This is a genomic window from Nocardioides eburneiflavus (assembly GCF_004785795.1).
In the GTDB taxonomy this organism is placed as follows: Bacteria; Actinomycetota; Actinomycetes; order Propionibacteriales; family Nocardioidaceae; genus Nocardioides; species Nocardioides eburneiflavus.
This window is the reverse complement of the sequence record NZ_SRRO01000001.1, coordinates 553,319-570,126: the sequence shown is the minus strand read 5'-3', so window position 1 is coordinate 570,126 and position 16,808 is coordinate 553,319. Positions and strand designations below refer to the sequence as shown.

The 16,808-nt window shown below is 71.1% G+C and carries 12 protein-coding genes; 6 read left to right on the top strand and 6 right to left on the bottom strand.

From position 1 onward, the window contains the following. Positions 1–162: 162 nt before the first annotated feature. From EXE59_RS02685 to EXE59_RS02675, 3 genes are all read left to right on the top strand, one after another. Positions 163–7,098 (top strand): OmpL47-type beta-barrel domain-containing protein, encoded by a 6,936-nt coding sequence (locus EXE59_RS02685; RefSeq protein ID WP_168218380.1) that lies wholly within the window; start codon positions 163–165, stop codon positions 7,096–7,098. Between the two features lie 144 nt (positions 7,099–7,242). Then, positions 7,243–8,091 (top strand): CoA transferase subunit A, encoded by an 849-nt coding sequence (locus EXE59_RS02680; protein WP_135837516.1) that lies wholly within the window; start codon positions 7,243–7,245, stop codon positions 8,089–8,091. A 1-nt stretch (position 8,092) separates the two neighbouring features. Beyond that, on the top strand, positions 8,093–8,761 hold the full coding sequence (locus EXE59_RS02675; protein WP_135837515.1) for a 3-oxoacid CoA-transferase subunit B: 669 nt from the start codon (positions 8,093–8,095) through the stop codon (positions 8,759–8,761). A gap of 19 nt (positions 8,762–8,780) precedes the next feature. Here the strand turns inward: EXE59_RS02675 and EXE59_RS02670 are convergent, their stop codons facing one another. Then, positions 8,781–9,527 carry a P-loop nucleotide/nucleoside kinase family protein gene (locus EXE59_RS02670; RefSeq protein ID WP_210428868.1) on the bottom strand — a complete coding sequence of 249 codons (747 nt, stop codon included), beginning with the start codon at positions 9,525–9,527 and terminating at the stop codon, positions 8,781–8,783. 33 nt (positions 9,528–9,560) lie between these two features. Here EXE59_RS02670 and EXE59_RS24055 point away from each other — a divergent pair, with 33 nt between their 5' ends. Then, positions 9,561–9,713, top strand: coding sequence for a hypothetical protein (locus tag EXE59_RS24055; protein WP_210428867.1), 153 nt, complete (start codon positions 9,561–9,563; stop codon positions 9,711–9,713). A 121-nt stretch (positions 9,714–9,834) separates the two neighbouring features. On the opposite strand, the gene EXE59_RS02660 is transcribed toward EXE59_RS24055, so the two are convergent. The 4 genes from EXE59_RS02660 to EXE59_RS02645 all read right to left on the bottom strand — a co-directional run bounded on the left by EXE59_RS02660 (position 9,835) and on the right by EXE59_RS02645 (position 13,044). Then, entirely contained in the window at positions 9,835–10,974 is a 1,140-nt protein-coding gene (locus tag EXE59_RS02660; protein ID WP_135837512.1) for an HNH endonuclease signature motif containing protein, read from the bottom strand. Further along, the gene (locus EXE59_RS02655) at positions 10,907–11,347 is read right to left on the bottom strand and encodes a hypothetical protein (protein WP_135837511.1); all 441 of its coding nucleotides are present in this window, start codon (positions 11,345–11,347) and stop codon (positions 10,907–10,909) included. Before EXE59_RS02655 ends, EXE59_RS02660 begins: the two co-directional genes overlap by 68 nt. A gap of 46 nt (positions 11,348–11,393) precedes the next feature. After that, positions 11,394–12,440 carry an IS30 family transposase gene (locus EXE59_RS02650; protein WP_425464505.1) on the bottom strand — a complete coding sequence of 349 codons (1,047 nt, stop codon included), beginning with the start codon at positions 12,438–12,440 and terminating at the stop codon, positions 11,394–11,396. Positions 12,441–12,654: 214 nt separating this feature from the next. Further along, positions 12,655–13,044, bottom strand: coding sequence for a VOC family protein (locus tag EXE59_RS02645; protein ID WP_135837509.1), 390 nt, complete (start codon positions 13,042–13,044; stop codon positions 12,655–12,657). A 162-nt stretch (positions 13,045–13,206) separates the two neighbouring features. On the opposite strand from EXE59_RS02645, the gene EXE59_RS02640 reads away from it, so the two are divergent. Then, entirely contained in the window at positions 13,207–14,295 is a 1,089-nt protein-coding gene (locus EXE59_RS02640) for an alkene reductase (RefSeq protein WP_135837508.1), read from the top strand. Between the two features lie 16 nt (positions 14,296–14,311). Here EXE59_RS02640 and EXE59_RS02635 read toward each other — a convergent pair whose 3' ends face one another. Further along, entirely contained in the window at positions 14,312–15,676 is a 1,365-nt protein-coding gene (locus EXE59_RS02635) for an MFS transporter (RefSeq protein ID WP_135837507.1), read from the bottom strand. Between the two features lie 76 nt (positions 15,677–15,752). Between EXE59_RS02635 and EXE59_RS02630 the strand changes: the two genes are divergently transcribed. Beyond that, positions 15,753–16,799, top strand: a complete 1,047-nt coding sequence (locus tag EXE59_RS02630; protein ID WP_135837506.1) for an LLM class flavin-dependent oxidoreductase — start codon at positions 15,753–15,755, stop codon at positions 16,797–16,799. The last annotated feature ends 9 nt before the right edge of the window (positions 16,800–16,808 follow it).

Sequence of the window (16,808 nt, the reverse complement as noted above, 5' to 3'; positions counted from 1 at the left end):
GACGGCCGCTCACGCGTCTTCTAGATGTTGACGGACACCTTTTGCTTGACCAGCAGACAAAAGTCTGGGAGCGTCGCGTCAGACCATTCGTGACCCATGTCACAGCGCGACCTCACTCGCCGCCGTCCGTTGCCACTCCGCTCGCCCCCTGGAGGCCCTGGGATGTCCACCACCCCGCGCTCGATCCCGCGAGGATCAACTGCCCGTCGCTCGCGCGCCGGCACCGCCCTGCTCGCCGTACTGGCCCTCGTCGGCAGCGTGCTGCTCGGCGCCGTCGTCGCCGCGCCCGCCCAGGCGCACCCCGGCCACGGCCACGTGCTGCTCTTCAACGAGGCACCGGCCGGTCCGTGGCACGACGAGGCGATCGCCTACGGCACGCCCAAGATCAAGGCGGCGCTGGAGGCGGAGGGGATGACCGTGACGGTCTCCTCCGACTCCTCGGTCTTCACCGACGAGAACCTCGCGCAATTCGACGCGATGGTCGCCTTCCAGATCAACGGCGACCCGTGGACCGCGGCGGAGAAGGCTGCGATGGAGCGGTGGATGCAGGCCGGCGGTGGCATCGCGGCGATCCACAACGCCACCGACATGCGCGGCAACTACCCGTGGTGGGACAGCATGATCGGCGCGCTGATGCCCGGTCACTCGGCCCAGGACATCCCGGCGGTCGTGCGCAACGAGGACGTCACCCACCCCTCCACCGAGCACTTCCAGGGCACCGACGAGGTGACCCGGTGGATGCGCAACGACGAGTGGTACAACTTCAACCGCAACGTCCGCGGCGAGGCCCACGTGCTGCAGACGATGGACGAGTCGACCTACAACCCCGGCTCCAACGCCCAGGGCTACGACCACCCGATCACCTGGTGCAAGCCCTACGACGGCGGCCGCTTCTGGAGCACCGCGCTCGGCCACTTCCCCAAGAACTACGACGAGCCCGAGTTCATGGACATGATCATCGGCGGCGTGAAGTACGTCGCGGGCATGGTCGAGGGTGACTGCGGCGGCACCGTGTGGAGCAACTTCGAGCGCATCCCGCTCGACCAGAACACCTCGGCGCCCTTCGCGATCGACGTCGCCGACGACGGCAAGGTCTTCTACACCGAGCTCGTCCGCGGCCAGCTGCGGATGTACGACCCGGTCACCCAGGCGGTCACGACGGTGCTGACGCTGCCGGTCTACTCCGGCGGCGAGGACGGTCTCCTCGGCGTCGCGCTCGACCCCGACTTCGCGACCAACGGGCACATCTTCCTCTACCGGTCGGCGGCCTCGCCCAACGACTCCTCCCCGGACAACTTCTGGTCCACCGTCTCCCGCTTCACCTTCGAGAACGGGGCGGTCGACCCCGCCACGGAGAAGGTCATCATCCGGATCCCGGCGCGGCGCCTTCCCGACGAGCCCGGCCACACCGGCGGCGGCCTCGACATCGACGACGACGGCACCCTCTTCATCGGCGTGGGTGACGACGTCAACCCCCACTCCGAGCCGTCCGGCGGGTACGCCCCGCTGTCCGAGCGCGCCGGCACCTTCCACGACGCCCGCGAGACCTCGGCCAACACCAACGACCTGCGCGGCAAGATCCTGCGCATCACGCCGCTCGACGAGCCGGGTCAGCCGGGCGCCGGCTCCAGCTACACCATCCCCGAGGGCAACCTGTTCCCCGAGTCCGAGGACGTCGGGCGCGACAAGACGCTCCCCGAGATCTACGCGATGGGCTTCCGCAACCCGTTCCGCTTCTCCATCGACAGCGAGACCGGCTGGCTGAGCATGGCCGACTACTCGCCCGACAACGGCACCGACGCCCCCGACACCCGCGGCCCCGCGGGCATCGCGGAGTGGAACCTCATCAAGAGCGCCGGCAACTACGGCTGGCCGCTCTGCATGGGTGGCAACCACAACGGACAGAACCCCAACGGCGAGCCGTTCCGCGACGTCGACTACGGCAGCACCACCCCGCTGAACCCGCCGGTCGTGGGTGACTACTTCGACTGCGCCAACCCGGTCAACGACTCGGTGCGCAACACCGGCCTGACCAACCTGCCCCCGGCGCGCGCCGCGGACATGTACTACGGCTACCGCCGCTCCTCCGTGGGCGCGATCCCGCAGGGCGGCGGCCTGGCCCCGATGGGCGGCCCGATCTACCGCTACGACGAGACCCTCGAGTCCGACACGAAGTTCCCCGAGTCGTACGACGGCAAGCCGTTCTTCTACGACTGGGCCCGCAACAAGATGTACAACATCCAGCTGAAGGACCCCGCCGCCGCGCAGGGCTCGCAGGTGGAGAAGGTCAACCCGTTCCTGCCCGACGTGCCCTTCCTGGCGCCCATCGACTCCAAGTTCGGCCCCGACGGCTCCATGTACGTCCTCGACTGGGGCGGCGGCTACGGGCGCGACAACCCCACGTCCGGGCTCTACCGCATCGACTACATCAGCGGCTCCCGCTCGCCGGTCGCCCGCATCGACGCCGAGCCCGACTCCGGCCAGGCGCCCCTCGAGGTGGCCTTCGACGGCAGTGGCTCGACCGACCCCGAGGACGAGGCGCTCACCTACGAGTGGGACTTCGACGCTGACGGCACCACCGACGAGACCGGTGTGACCGCCACGCACGTCTTCGAGGACGAGGGTGTCTTCGACGCCCGTCTGACCGTCACCGACCCGGCCGGCAAGACAGGTACGACGACGGTGCCGATCACGGTCGGCAACACCCGCCCGGTGGTCGAGCTCGAGACCCCGCCGGACGGCTCCTTCTTCGACTTCGGCGACGAGGTCGGCTGGCAGGTCCGGGTGACCGACCCGGAGGAGGAGACGGTCGACCCGCAGGCCGTCGAGGTGCAGCCCGCCCTCGGCCACGACGACCACGCGCACCCGCTGGTCGCCTCCCGCGGCCTGACCGGCAGCACCGTGACGAGCGTCGGCGGCCACGCGGCCGACGAGAACATCTTCTACGCCATCGACGCCCGCTACACCGACACCGGAGGGGCCGGCGGGGAGAACCCGCTGCTGGGCTCCGACACGTCGGTGATCTTCCCCAAGCTGCGGCAGGCCGAGTGGTTCGACGCCAAGTCGGACACCGCCACCGTGGCACCGGGACGCGACCCCGCCGGCGGCGGCCAGGTCGTGGTCGGCAAGGACGGCGCGTGGGTGAGCTTCGAGCCGGTGAACTTCCACCGGATCGACGACTTCCACCTGCGGGTCCAGGCCGCTTCGGCCGGCGGCACCATCGAGCTGCGCAAGGGCAGCCCGACCGGTGAGCTCGTCGGCAGCGCCGAGGTCCCGGCGACCGGCCAGCAGTTCCGCGACGTCGCGGTCGACGTGAGCGCTCTCGGCAACGAGACGATGGACCTGCACCTGGTCTTCACCGGCCCGGGCGACATCAAGCTCAACTTCTTCGAGGCCGTCGGCCAGGGCATCTCCCCCACCGCCAAGCCGGTCGTCGCCATCACCGCGCCCGTCGACGGGGACGAGCTCGACCCCGGCGCCGAGGTGGCCGTGGCCGCCGACGCGTCCGACGCCGACGGCTCGGTCTCGAAGGTCGAGTTCTTCGCCGGGGACACCAAGATCGGCGAGGACGACACGGCGCCGTACGCCGCGACGTGGACCGCTCCCGCCGAGGAGGGGCTCTACGAGCTGACCGCGAAGGCGACCGACGACGAGGGGAACGTCACCACCTCACGCCTCGTGCAGGTGCAGGTGGGCGAGCTGTTCGGCGACCTGGTCCCGTTCAGCAACGTCAACGGTGAGTTCGAGCGCCTCGGCGCCGGCGCGTTCCGGATCTCCGGCGCGGGCGCCAACGCGTGGCAGGGCACCGACCAGTACACGACGCTGTTCAAGCCCGGCGGCGGTGACGACGAGTACGACGCCATCGTGCGGGTCGACGCCAGCACGCTCAACCACAACTCGGGCAAGGCCGGCCTCCTCGTCCGCAACGACATGACGCAGCCCGGCGTCTCGCCCGGCTACGCCATTCTCGCGTGGCGCCGCGCCAGCGGGATGGAGTTCCTCACCGACCCCGACGGCAACGGACAGCTCAACGCGTCCGTCGCCGGCGGCACCAGCACGGTGCCCAAGTGGCTGAAGCTCAGCCGCCGCGGCAACCAGGTGTCGGCGTACTGGTCCAACAACGGCACGTCGTGGACCCAGGTCGGCGCAGCAGTCACCCTGGCCGGCATCGGCGCGACGCAGGACGTCGGCATGTTCATCATGGCCCACGAGTCCGCCGTCCGGACGGCCGACTTCTCGCAGTTCGCGATCGACAGCGACCCGCAGGAGCCCGAGCCCGAGCCGGAGACCCCGAGCGAGCCGCTGAGCTGCGTCACCGGACCCGTCTCCGACGAGTTCGACTCCCCGGCGCTGCTGCCCAAGTGGGCCCTGCGCAACGCTCCCGGTGCGCCGATCACGCAGGCCGGCGGCTCGCTCCGCCTGCCCGTCACGACCGGTGACATCAACGAGGCGAGCCCCGGACCGGTGAGCTTCGCCGGCCAGCCGGTGCCCGCCGGTGACTGGACCGCCACCACGAAGATCACGCTGGAGCACAGCTCGCACTGGCAGTGGGCCGGCCTGGTCGTGCACCAGTCGGACGACGAGTACAACAAGCTCGCGTTCGTGCGGCACCAGAACGGGACCCGGCTCGTGGAGTTCCAGTCCGAGACCAACGGCTCGCGCACCACGCCTGCCGCGCCGGTCGTGGCCGCGGACTTCCCGAGCACGATCCACCTGCGGCTCACCCACGTCGCGGGCAAGCTCAGCGGGGTGTACTCCGCCGACGGGTCCGACTGGACCGCGCTGGCCGGCACGCTCGACCTCAAGACCGGGTCGGCTGCGCGGGTCGGGCTGATGGCGGCCGGTGACCTCGGCACCACGCCGCGGGTCGCGCAGGTCGACTGGTTCCGGGTGACCCCGGACCGTACGGCTCCCGCGGTCGAGGCCGACGACGAGTTCGACGGCAGCGCGCTCGACGGCTGCCGCTGGGCGGAGTCGGTGCGCTACAACTCGAACACCGAGTCGGTGGCCGACGGCCACCTGAGGATCGCGACAGAGCCGGGCGACATCAACGGCAACAACCCGATCCAGCCGCGCAACTTCATCCTGCAGGACGCGCCCGACGGTGACTGGGTGGCCGAGACCAAGCTCAAGGCCCCGCTCGAGCACCGCTACCAGCTGGCCGGTCTGCTGATGTACGGCGACGACGACAACTACGCCAAGGCCGACATCGTGGCCTTCAACGCACCGGGTGCTGCGCTCGACCTGCGGGCCGAGCTGGCCGCGGAGAAGGGAGGCGCCGGCGTCAGCGGCGGGGACCAGGTCAACATCGCCGACACCACCGAGAGCGGCTACTGGTGGGTGCAGGTGACCAAGACCGGCACGACGTACACCGCCGCGGTGAAGTCGACCGCGGGTGCGTCGTGGACGCCCATCGGCGACGGCATCACCTATGACGGACCGCTCAACTCCATCGGCCTGATGGCGATCGGTCCCGAGCAGGAGGAGCCGGTGACGGTCGAGTTCGACCACTTCCACCTCGACGGCGACGAGCCGCCGGCCGACACGACCGCGCCGGTCACCACCGCCGGTCAGGCCGTGGTCGAGGACGGCGTGCGGGTCACGCTGACCGCGACCGACGAGTCCGGCGGGTCGGGCGTCGCGTCCATCGAGTACCGCGTCGACGAGGGGGAGTGGACCGACTACACGGGTCCGTTCACCCTGACCGAGCCGGGTACTCACACGGTCGAGTTCCGCTCGACCGACGTGGCCGGCAACGAGGAGGCGACGAAGAGCATCGAGGTCGTCGTCGAGGCCGCCGACACCGACGCACCGACCACGACCATCACCTGGTCGCCGGCCGAGGCCGACGGTGAGGAGGGCTGGTACGTCACCGGTCCGAGCTTCACCCTCGACGCCGAGGACGACGGCTCGGGCGTCGCGTCGACGGAGTACAGCGTCGACGGCGGCCCGTGGACGACGTACGACGCCGCGGTCGCGGTCCCCGACGGGACGCACGTCATCGAGTTCCGCTCGACCGACGAGGCCGGCAACCAGGAGGAGGTGCAGTCCTCGGAGGTCGAGGTCGACACCGTCACCCCGGCGACGAGTGCGACGCACGAGAAGGCCGACGACGGCGGCGACTCGGTGGTGCTCGAAGCCAGCGACGCCACCTCCGGCGTCGCGTCGACCGAGTACCGCGTCGACGGTGGCGACTGGGAGACGTACGTCGAGCCGGTCCTCGTGACCGGGGCAGGCGAGCACACGGTCGAGTTCCGCTCGACCGACGTCGCTGGCAACGTGGAGGAGGCGCAGTCGATCGACGTCACCGTCGGCGGCCCGCCAGCCGACACCACGGCGCCGGTGACCACCGTGCGGACCGCCCCGGCGTCGCCCGACGGCAGCGCCGGCTGGTTCACCACGGCTCCGAAGGTCACGCTCGGCGCGACCGACGCCGAGTCCGGGGTGGCACGCACCGAGTACCGCATCGGCAGCGGCGCGTGGACGGCGTACACGGCTCCGTTCACCATCACCGCGCAGGGCCGCCAGGTCCTGGAGGTGCGGTCGGTGGACCGGGACGGCAACGTCGAGACGGCGCAGTCGCGCGAGATCGCGGTCGACACCGGTGAGCCGGAGGTCGCGATCTCGGGGATCCGGGCACGCACCTACCCCAGCCACCAGCAGGCGGCGGTGGCGTGGACGGCGACGGACGCGACGTCCGGGGTCCGCGGCGTGCGGGCGACGCTCGACGGCGAGGCGGTCGAGGCGGGCGAGTGGTCCATGTGGACGCTCTCCACCGGACGCCACGTCCTGACCGTCACCGCGGCGGACGTGGCCGGCCACACCAGCTCGCAGACGGTGGTCTTCACCGTGCAGGCGACCGGGAAGTCGGTCACCAAGGTGGTGAAGGCGCTGGCCGCCGACGAGGAGGTCGGGCCGAAGCTCGCCACCAAGCTGCTCCAGGCCGACAAGGACGCTCGCAAGGCCGAGCGTTCCGGCGACCGGAAGGCGGCGAGGAAGGAGCTGAAGCAGCTGCGCAAGCTGGTCCGCACCAAGCTGGACGGGGAGCTGCGCGCGGCCCTGCTGGCCCAGGTGAGGGAACGCCTGCGTCAGCTCTGACCGGTCGCTGCGACCGGTGCACGACTCAGCCGGGTCCGAGGAGGGTGCCTCCCCTCGGGCCCGGCTGATCCACACATCGGGACGGTCGAACTGTGGTTCCCGCCCACACGGTGGCGACGGTCACACGGCCGCTAGGGTCTCGGCATGGACAAAGTGGTCTCTTCCGCGGCCGAAGCGGTCGCTGACATCCCGGACGGTGCGACCCTCGCCGTCGGCGGCTTCGGCCTGTCGGGCATCCCGTCGGTGCTCATCGACGCGATCCTCGAGGCCGGCACGACCGACCTCGAGGCGGTCTCGAACAACTGCGGCGTGGACGAGTGGGGCCTCGGCAAGCTCCTGTTCGCGAAGCGGATCCGGCGGATGATCTCCTCCTACGTCGGGGAGAACAAGGAGTTCGCCCGGCAGTACCTCTCCGGTGAGCTCGAGGTCGAGCTCACCCCGCAGGGCACGCTGGCCGAGCGGATGCGCGCGGGCGGCTCGGGGATCCCGGGGTTCTACACCGCGACCGGTGTCGGCACGCAGGTCGCCGAGGGCGGGCTGCCGTGGAAGTACGACTCCGAGGGCAACGTCATCGTCTCCTCGCCGCCGAAGGAGACGAAGGTCTTCGCTGTCCGTGATGGTGAGGGCGGCCATGTTGATCGGGAGTACGTCCTGGAGGAGGCGATCGTGGCCGACTTCGGGCTCGTACGGGCCTGGAAGGGCGACCGGCACGGCAACCTGATCTACCGGCAGTCCGCGCGCAACTTCAACCCGCTGGCTGCGATGTGCGGCCGGCTGACGATCGCGGAGGTCGAGGAGCTCGTCGAGCCCGGCGAGCTCGACCCCAACGACATCCACACCCCGGGGGTGTACGTGCAGCGCGTGGTCGCGCTGACCCCGGAGCAGGCGGCCGACAAGAGGATCGAGCGGGTCACGACGCGGCCGCGGCCCACCTCTGACGGGGCGGGTGCTGCTCCCGCTGATGACGCTGCGACGCACGGACTGGGAGGCTGACATGAGCTGGACGCGTGAGGAGATGGCTGCGCGGGCGGCCTCGGAGCTCAAGGACGGGTCGTACGTCAACCTCGGGATCGGGCTGCCGACGCTGGTGCCGAACTACGTCGCCGACGACGTCGAGCTGGTGCTGCAGAGCGAGAACGGCATCCTCGGCGTGGGGGCGTACCCCTTCGAGGGCGAGGAGGACCCGGACCTGATCAACGCGGGCAAGGAGACGGTCACCCTGCGCAAGGGTGCGTCGTTCTTCGACTCCGCGCAGTCCTTCGGGATGATCCGCGGCGGCAAGATCGACGCCGCGATCCTCGGCGCGATGCAGGTCTCCGCGGTGGGCGACATCGCGAACTGGATGATCCCCGGCAAGATGGTCAAGGGCATGGGCGGCGCGATGGACCTGGTCCACGGTGCCAAGCGGGTGATCGTGCTGATGGAGCACACCGCCAAGGACGGCTCGCTGAAGATCCTGGACGAGTGCGACCTGCCCTACACCGGCAAGCGCGTGGTCCAGCGGATCATCACCGACCTCGCGGTCATCGACGTGATCGACCCCGCCACCGGTGAGGTCGCCCCGTCGGGCACGCTCGGGGACCGGGCGCTCAGGCTCGTCGAGCTCGCCCCGGGGGTCTCCGAGGACGAGGTGCGGGAGAAGACGCAGCCGGAGCTGGTCTGAGGCTGGTGCGGACCTGCCCCTAGGAGATCGACGCCGGCCGGCGATGGCCGCGCCACTGGTCCCATGACGCGAACCCTGCCGGTGGCTCGTCGATGGGTTCACTGCCGTCCAGCTCGCCTGGCGTGGGGACGCGGATGGTGGCAGACCATGTGGCGAGCTCCTCGTCGGTCATGTGCCAGGTCGTGTGCGGTTCTGCGGCTTGACGCCGGTCAATCCGACGTCGTTGCTCGGCCGGTGTCAGGTCGAAGTAGCGCATCTGCACCGTCGCTCCGAGGTCCGCTGCTGCCTTCCGTAGCGCGGAGCGCTCATCACGACCCCAGAGGCCGTAGTCGATGACGACGTTGATGCCAAGCTGCAGAGCGCGCAACCCGATCTCGATGAGCCGTCCTTCGATGACGTCCGAGGCCGCCGGCGGGTTCGTCAGCCCGTAGAGGGCCTTGATCCACTCGTCCTTCGTGAGGCGAAGGGCGTTCTGCTCGACTTCGATGCGCCGTGCCTCTGTGGTCTTTCCGGTACCTGGCAGTCCTACTGTCAGGAACAGAACTGGTGGCGTCGTCCTCACCTCCACTCCGAGGGGTCGACTCATCGTCGCTGACGCCGACCGTGCGGTGCGCGCGGATCTGCCGAAGGCCGGATCACCGCCCCTAGGGTCGCCCGCGTGATCATCGAAGGTGTAGATCCTCGCGACACCCAGTGGGAGGTCGACCGTCCGGTCTACCGCGTCCACTTCTGGCATCAGCCACCCGCACCTCCTGGCGTCGTCCACGAGCACGCCATGTGGCACTGCGACGAGTACCGGGTGAGCGACGCAGTCGACGTCGACGAGGTCCTCGCGTGGGCGCGCGATGAGGCACAGCCGGACCGGACGTTCGTCCTCTACGTGGAGCAGCGCGACGATCGGAGGTGCGGACTCGTACGCCTGCTCGGGGTGGACCCCAACAGCGCCACCTAGAGACCCGGACGTGTCGCCTCCCGCGTGCCTGCGCGGCGGACCACTGCGATCTCTCAGCGGAGACAGGATTGGCGCGCCAACGCCCCCGCCGGCGTCAAGGTCGGCGGGGTGTGGGGCGGGGTCATCGTCGGCGTGGTCGTGGAATGCCGGGCGGAGCCGTCGACCTCTCCGGGGCGAGCGGCTGGATGTCGGTGGTGCCGGTGTGGTCGCGGCGGTAGCGGTGCCCGTGGGGTGAGGTCCACGCGAACACTCCTGGGGTGGTCATCTCGTAGCGCCAGGGTGAGTGGGTCTTGAGGCGGTGGTGGAACCGGCACAGGCAGGCGAGGTTGCTCGTGGTCGTCGGACCTGGTTGCGGTCTGCCCTCGGCCTCGGCGTCGTCGTCCCACAGGATGACGTGGTCGACGTCGCAGCGCCTGGCCGGGCGGGAGCAGAACGGGAACACGCACGTGCGATCCCTCAGGATCACTTGCTCGCGGATCGTTGCCGGGACCTTCCGCGTCTGCGCGGTCAGCGTGGTGTTGAGGTCGATGACGGGCGTGATGGTGACCTCGGTGCGGGTGTCGGCGCACCAGGACTGGACCTGCTCGAGCAGGACCAGGCGGTGGCCGTTCTCCATCCGCCCGGTGGGCCCGAACACCGTGGTGTCGCCGGAGACGGAGGCGTCGAAGTGGGCGTGGATCACGACCGCGCGGGCGGCCGGCAGGCGCGGGTCGTCGCCATCGGCATCGGCGTCGGTGTCGGTGTCGGTGTCGGGGTTCACCCGGTCCTGTCTCCGGGTGTCCGGGTCCGGCCCGCTGGCGCGGTCCGTTCCCGGCCCCCCGGTCAGGAGCTCGAGCGCCGTCTGGGTCCGTGCCAGCTCCCCGAGGGCCTTCGCCCGGCGGGCGTCGAGCGGCAGCAGCGATCCGAGGGCCTTCAGGGTCTCGGCCTTGTGGGCGAGGGCGCGGTCGAGGTCGAGGGCGTCGGCGATGTCGACCTCGGCCTCGATCCGCAGGGTGCCGGCGTAGTGCACGTCCTCGGTGTCCACGGTGACGTGACGCGGGTCGACGTGCAGGTAGCCGTCCTCCGGGTCCGCGGCCGGGTCGGCGGTCGCGAGGTCGTAGCGCCTGATCGTCTCCGCGACGAGCCGGTCGAGCTGCGCGGACCCGACCCGTCCGGCGACGGCGGCGACCTGCGCGTCGACGAACCCCGCCGCCTCACGAGTCAACGCGGGCGAGGAGTGGATCGTGGTGTCCGCGACGAGCCTCGCCCGCCAGGCGGGCACCGCACCTGCGTGGACCTGCTCCCACAACCGCGGCAGGCGGTGGCGCAGCTCGAGGGCGTGACCGATGAGCTTCTTCGCCGCGGTCGACGGTGATGCCGAGGACGGTGCCGAGCTCGGCGCAACAGAACTCCGCCACCAGCGGGGCACCCTCACCGGCGATGGGTTCCTCGTGCTGGGACCCGGGCACCGTGAACGACGCCGCGTCGTGGATCGACTCGGGCGGGTGCAGGTCGGCCCACCGGGCGGCGAGGTCGAGCTGGCGGGCGGCCTCGGTGTTCTCGAGGTCGCGGGAGGCCTTGATCGTGGCGAGCAGGTCGGCGGGTGAGAGGTCGTCTGTGACCCCTCGCGCCGGTGCTGCCCGTCCGTCGATCATGTGTTTGATTGTAGTCGCGGGGTCCGACAGTGACCATGGGGCGAGTTCAACCGGTTGTTGCAACGAGCCTTTGATTGAGGGCCTGCCCGGGAGTCTGCCACTCGAGGGTCTTGCGGGGCCTGGTGTTCAGCTTCAGTGCGACTCGATCGCACTCGGCCATGGTGAGGCGTCGTAGGTCTGCGCCCTTGGGCCAGTACTGGCGCAGCAGACCGTTGGTGTTCTCGTTGGTGCCGCGCTGCCAGGGCGAGTACGGGTCGCAGAAGTAGATCGGGATCCCGGACTCGATGCTGAACTGGGCGTGCTGAGCCATCTCACTGCCTCGGTCCCACGTGATCGACTTGCGCAGCTCCAGCGGCAGGGTCGCAATCATCTCGTTCAACGTCCACCGGGCCTGGTCGGCGCGGTGCTGGCCCGGCAGCGGCGCGAGGAGCACGAACCTCGATGACCGTTCGACCAGCGTGAGCACTGCGCCCTTGCCGGTGCCGCCGAGGAGGAGGTCGCCCTCCCAGTGCCCGGGCACAGCCCGGTCCTCGACCTCGGCCGGACGCTGCGAGATCCTGATGTCGTCGGTGATCCCGAGCGTGACCCGTTTCGCCCCACCGGTCTGGGCCTTGCGTCGCTGCCGGCGGCTGCGCAGGTGCGCGGTCAGCTCCCGCTTGAGCTCGCCCTTGGTCTGGACGAACAGCGACTGGTAGATCGTCTCGTGCGACACCCGCATCCTCTGATCGCGTGGGAACAACACCGGCAGCATCGCCGCGATCTGTTCGGGCGACCAGTCGTCTCGCAACAGCTCCCACACCTTGTCCCGCAACGGGGCGTGGTCGAGCCGTCGCGCCTTGGGCCGGCGCGCCTTCCTGGCGGCCTCCCGCTGGGACCACTTCGCGGAGTACTTCATCCGATACCCCCGCCCCCGATCACGTGCCGTGCGAGCACGCGGTGACCGCGTGCCGAACGAGCCTGCCCGACGTAGCTCCCTCGAGATCGTCGAGGGATGCTTGCCCACCAACGCCGCAATCGTCGCCTGCGGCAGCCCCGCCAAGTACGCCCGCTCAATCACCAACCGCTGATCAGCGGTCAACCTCACTCCCGGCACGCGCCGCAACCTCTCACTCACCATCCGAGTTGCAACAACCGCTTGAGTTCGCCTGGCCGAGCGACGGCTGTGGACGGGTTCGTGGTGGGTCTCGATACGCCCGCTCGTCCCTCGCGGGCCACTCGACCAGCGAGGGTGGAGTGGTATCGAGGCTCGCCGCGCTCGCACCTCAACCACCGACGACGGCGCTCGCCCTCAACCACAGAGGAGCGTGCTACTCGACCCCCGAGGCGCCCGCTGACCAGTCCGGGAGCTGCTGGAGGGACCAGCCGTTGCCGTCGGGGTCGGCGAAGAAGACGAACCGGCCCCAGGCGAGCTCGTCCACGTCGCTGACCTCGATGCCGCGGGCCACGAGGTCGGCGTGGGTCGCGTCGGCGTCCGCGACGACCATCTGCAGGTTGTCGAGCGAGCCCGGCTCCATGCGGGTCAGGCCGCGGCCGATCGCGATCGAACAGGCCGAACCCGGTGGGGTGAGCTGCACGAACCGCACGTCGTCGCTGACGGTCTGGTCGTGGTCGACGACGAAGCCGACCCTCTCGTAGAACTCCTTGGCCCGGTCGACGTCGGTCACGGGCACCATCACCAGCTCGAGCTTCATGTCCATGCCTCCGACGTTAGGCGGCAAACAGGTCACCCACTGTCCGCAAGGCCGACGGGATGGTGGCGCTCCAGCGTGTGAGCATCCTCTCGTCGGGGAACATCGACCGCCGTGGGGTGGCTGGGGGAGACGTACCGTCCTCGACCCCCCTCTGGAGGCAGACCTTCCATGTCCCGTGCATTCGAGCCCCTCGCCGTCGGCCCCTGGACGCTCCCGCAGCGCTTCGTGATGGCCCCGCTGACCCGCAACCGTGCCGGTGAGGGCAACGCCCCGACCGCCCTCAACGCGGAGTACTACGCACAGCGTGCCGGCGCCGGGCTGATCGTGACCGAGGGGACCGCGCCCAGCCACGTCGGCCAGGGCTACCTCGACGTGCCCGGCCTCTACACCGACGCGCAGGTCGCCGGCTGGCGCCAGGTTGCCGACGCTGTGCACGCCCGCGACGGCGTGATCGTCGCGCAGCTGATGCACGCCGGCCGGATCGCCCACGCCGACAACAAGGACGGCGTCGAGACGATCGCGCCGAGCGCGGTCCAGGCTCCCGGCGAGATGATCACCGAGTCCGGGCCGAAGCCCCACGACCTGCCGCGCGCCCCGGAGACCGACGAGGTCGCCGGCCTGGTCGCCGACTTCGTCACCGCAGCCCGCAACGCCGTCGCCGCCGGCCTCGACGGCGTCGAGGTGCACGCCGCCAACGGCTACCTGCTGCACCAGTTCCTCGACCCGACGGTCAACCTGCGCGACGACGTCTACGGCGGGACCCCGGAGAACCGTGCCCGTCTCGTCATCGAGGTCGTCACCGCCGTCGCCGACGCGATCGGGGCCGAGCGGGTCGGCCTGCGGCTGAGCCCGGGCCACCGGTTCAACGGCATCGGCGAGGAGGTCGGCGCCGACCTCACGGCCACCTACCGCGCCGTGGTCGACGCCGTCGCGCCGCTCGGCCTGGCCTACCTGAGCCTGCTCGCCAGCCCGCTCGAGCCGCTCGAGGCGCTGGTCCGGGACCTGCGCGAGCGCTTCGACGGCGTGGTGCTCCTCAACGACGGCTTCGGCGACCTCACCTCCCTCGACTCGGTCGAGCAGCTCCTCGCCACCGGGCTCGCCGACGCGGTCGTCGTGGGTCGTCAGTTCCTCGCCAACCCAGACCTCGTCGAGCGCTGGCGGGTCGGGGCGGAGCTCAACGCGCCGAACCCCGACACGTTCTACGGCGGCGGCGCGGAGGGCTACACCGACTACCCCACCCTGGAGCAGGCCTCCTGAGTCCGGGCCCGAGGGCTCAGGCCGTACGCGTCCGCGACGCCGCCAGCACCCCGAGCACCGCCGCGACGGCCGCGAAGGCGAAGACCGTCAGGAACGGGTCGAGGTCCTGCCGCTCCGCGGCCGCGAACGCGGCTCCGGCCACGGACAGCGCCAATGCGGCGCCGAGCGAGTCGGCCACCGTCAGGGCGGAGGAGTTGAAGCCCCGGTCGCGGTCGGTCGACGCCTCGAGCATCGCCACCCCGGTGCGCGGGTAGGCGAAGCCCATGCCCGCGCCGGCCAGCACGTACGCCGCTGCCGGGAGCACGGCGGACGGCCGCGCGCCGAGGTCGTGGGCGAGGACGAGTGCGGCGAGCACGGCCAGGCCGGTGAGCACCAGGACGGTGCCGACCAGCATCGCGCGGGTGTGCGAGAGCCGCTCGCCGAGCCGGGCCTGCACCTGGCTCGAGGTGGCCCACACCACCCCCACGCAGGTCAGCGCGATGCCGGCGCGGCCGGGTGACAGGTCCCAGTGCTCCTGCAGGACGTAGACGAGGTAGGCCTCGGCGCAGAAGAAGGTCGCGGCCAGGAGCCCGCGCGTGGCGATCACGGCCGGGAGGCCGCGGCGGAGCGTACGGCTGCCGGGCGGCAGCAGCCGGCCGAGCGAGACCCACACCCCAGCCAGCGCCACCAGCGCACCGAGGGCGGTCACGCCGCTCGCCGAGCCGACGAGCTCCAGCACCAGCACGGCCACCGCGCCGAGCACGGCCCACCACAGCCGTACGGACGGGGTCGTCACGCCCTCCGTGTGCGGCTCGAGCCCGCGCAACGCCGGGGCGAGCAGCACGAGCGCGACGACCACGAGGCCGACGATGCCGAGGAAGACCCAGCGCCACGACCACACGTCCGTGACCAGCGCCGCGAGCCCCGGGCCGAAGAGCGACGGCAGCACCCAGGCCGCGGCGAACGACGCGAAGACCGCCGGCCGCAGCGCCGCGGGGAAGACCAGACCGACGATCACGTAGAGGCCGACGACCATCGCGCCGCTGCCCAGGCCCTGCAGCACCCGCCCGACCAGCAGCACCTCCATCGACGGCGCGAGGCCGCACACCAGCAGGCCGGCGGAGAACAGCGCCAGTGACGCCAGCAGCGGCACCACCGGACCGGTGCGGTCGCTCCACATGCCGGCGGCGACCATGCCGACGACCCCGCTCGCGAGCGGCGCGGCGAACGCGAGGGCGTACAGGTCGAGCCCGCCGAGGTCGCGCGCGACCGTCGGCATCACCGTGGTGACGGCCATCGCCTCGAAGGCGGCGAAGGCGATCAGGGCGAACATCGCGATCGTCGTCGCGGCATAGGCGGGGGAGAGGATCCGCTCGCGCGGCTCGGTCGTGGTCGTGCTCACTGTCGAGACGGTAGGACCTCAGGTGCACCTGAGGTCAATCCGGAATATCGGCACCCCCGGCGGCGCTGGGCAGACAGTGACCGCCCTCTCCGTCGACCTGTCCGTGCTCGACCTCGTGCCCGTCCGCAGCGACCAGACCACCGGCGACGCGATCGCCGCCTCCCGCAGCCTGGCGCAGGTGGCCGACGGCCTCGGCTACCGCCGCTACTGGGTCGCCGAGCACCACAACATGCCGGCCGTCGCCGCCACCAACCCGCCGGTCCTCATCGCGATGCTGGCGGCGGCGACCGAGCGGATCAGGGTCGGCTCGGGCGGCGTCATGCTCCCCAACCACGCGCCGCTCGTGGTGGCCGAGCAGTTCGCGCTGCTGGAGGCGGCCCACCCCGGCCGCATCGACCTCGGCATCGGCCGCGCGCCCGGGACCGACCCGCTGACGAGGTACGTCCTGCGCGGCGGCAGCGCGGAGTCCGCGGACGAGGCGGTGGCGAGGTTCGCCGACTACGTCGAGGACGTCCGCACGCTGATGACGACCGAGGGCGTCGAGCTCCAGATCGGCCCGCGCCGCCAGCCGCTGCGCGCGACGCCGTCGGCCCGCACGGTCGCCGAGATGTGGCTCCTCGGCTCGTCCGACTACTCCGCCCGGCTCGCCGCGGAGAAGGGTCTGCCGTACGTCTTCGCGCACCACTTCTCCGGCGAGGGCACCGGCGTCGCGCTGGACCTCTACCGCTCGTCCTACCGGCCCTCGCCCGAGCACCCCGAGCCGCGCACCTTCCTCACCGTCAATGCCGTCGTGGCCGAGACCGAGGAGGAGGCGCGCCGCCGGGCGCTGCCCAACGTGCAGCAGATGATCGCGCTCCGCACCGGGGCGCCGCTCCACCCGCAGCGCCTCGTCGAGCAGGCCGAGGCGGTCGAGATGACCCCCGACCAGCGCTCCCTGGGCCACGCCATGGCCGCCCGCTGGATCGTCGGCTCGCCCGACCAGGCGCGGACGCGGCTCGAGGAGCTCGCGCAGGAGCACGGCGTCGACGAGGTGATGGTGCACCCGGTGGCGGGCGCGGCGGCCGGGACCGACGTACGCACCTCGCCGGCGCGCGAGGAGACGCTGCGCCTGCTCGCGGAGTGAGGTGACGTC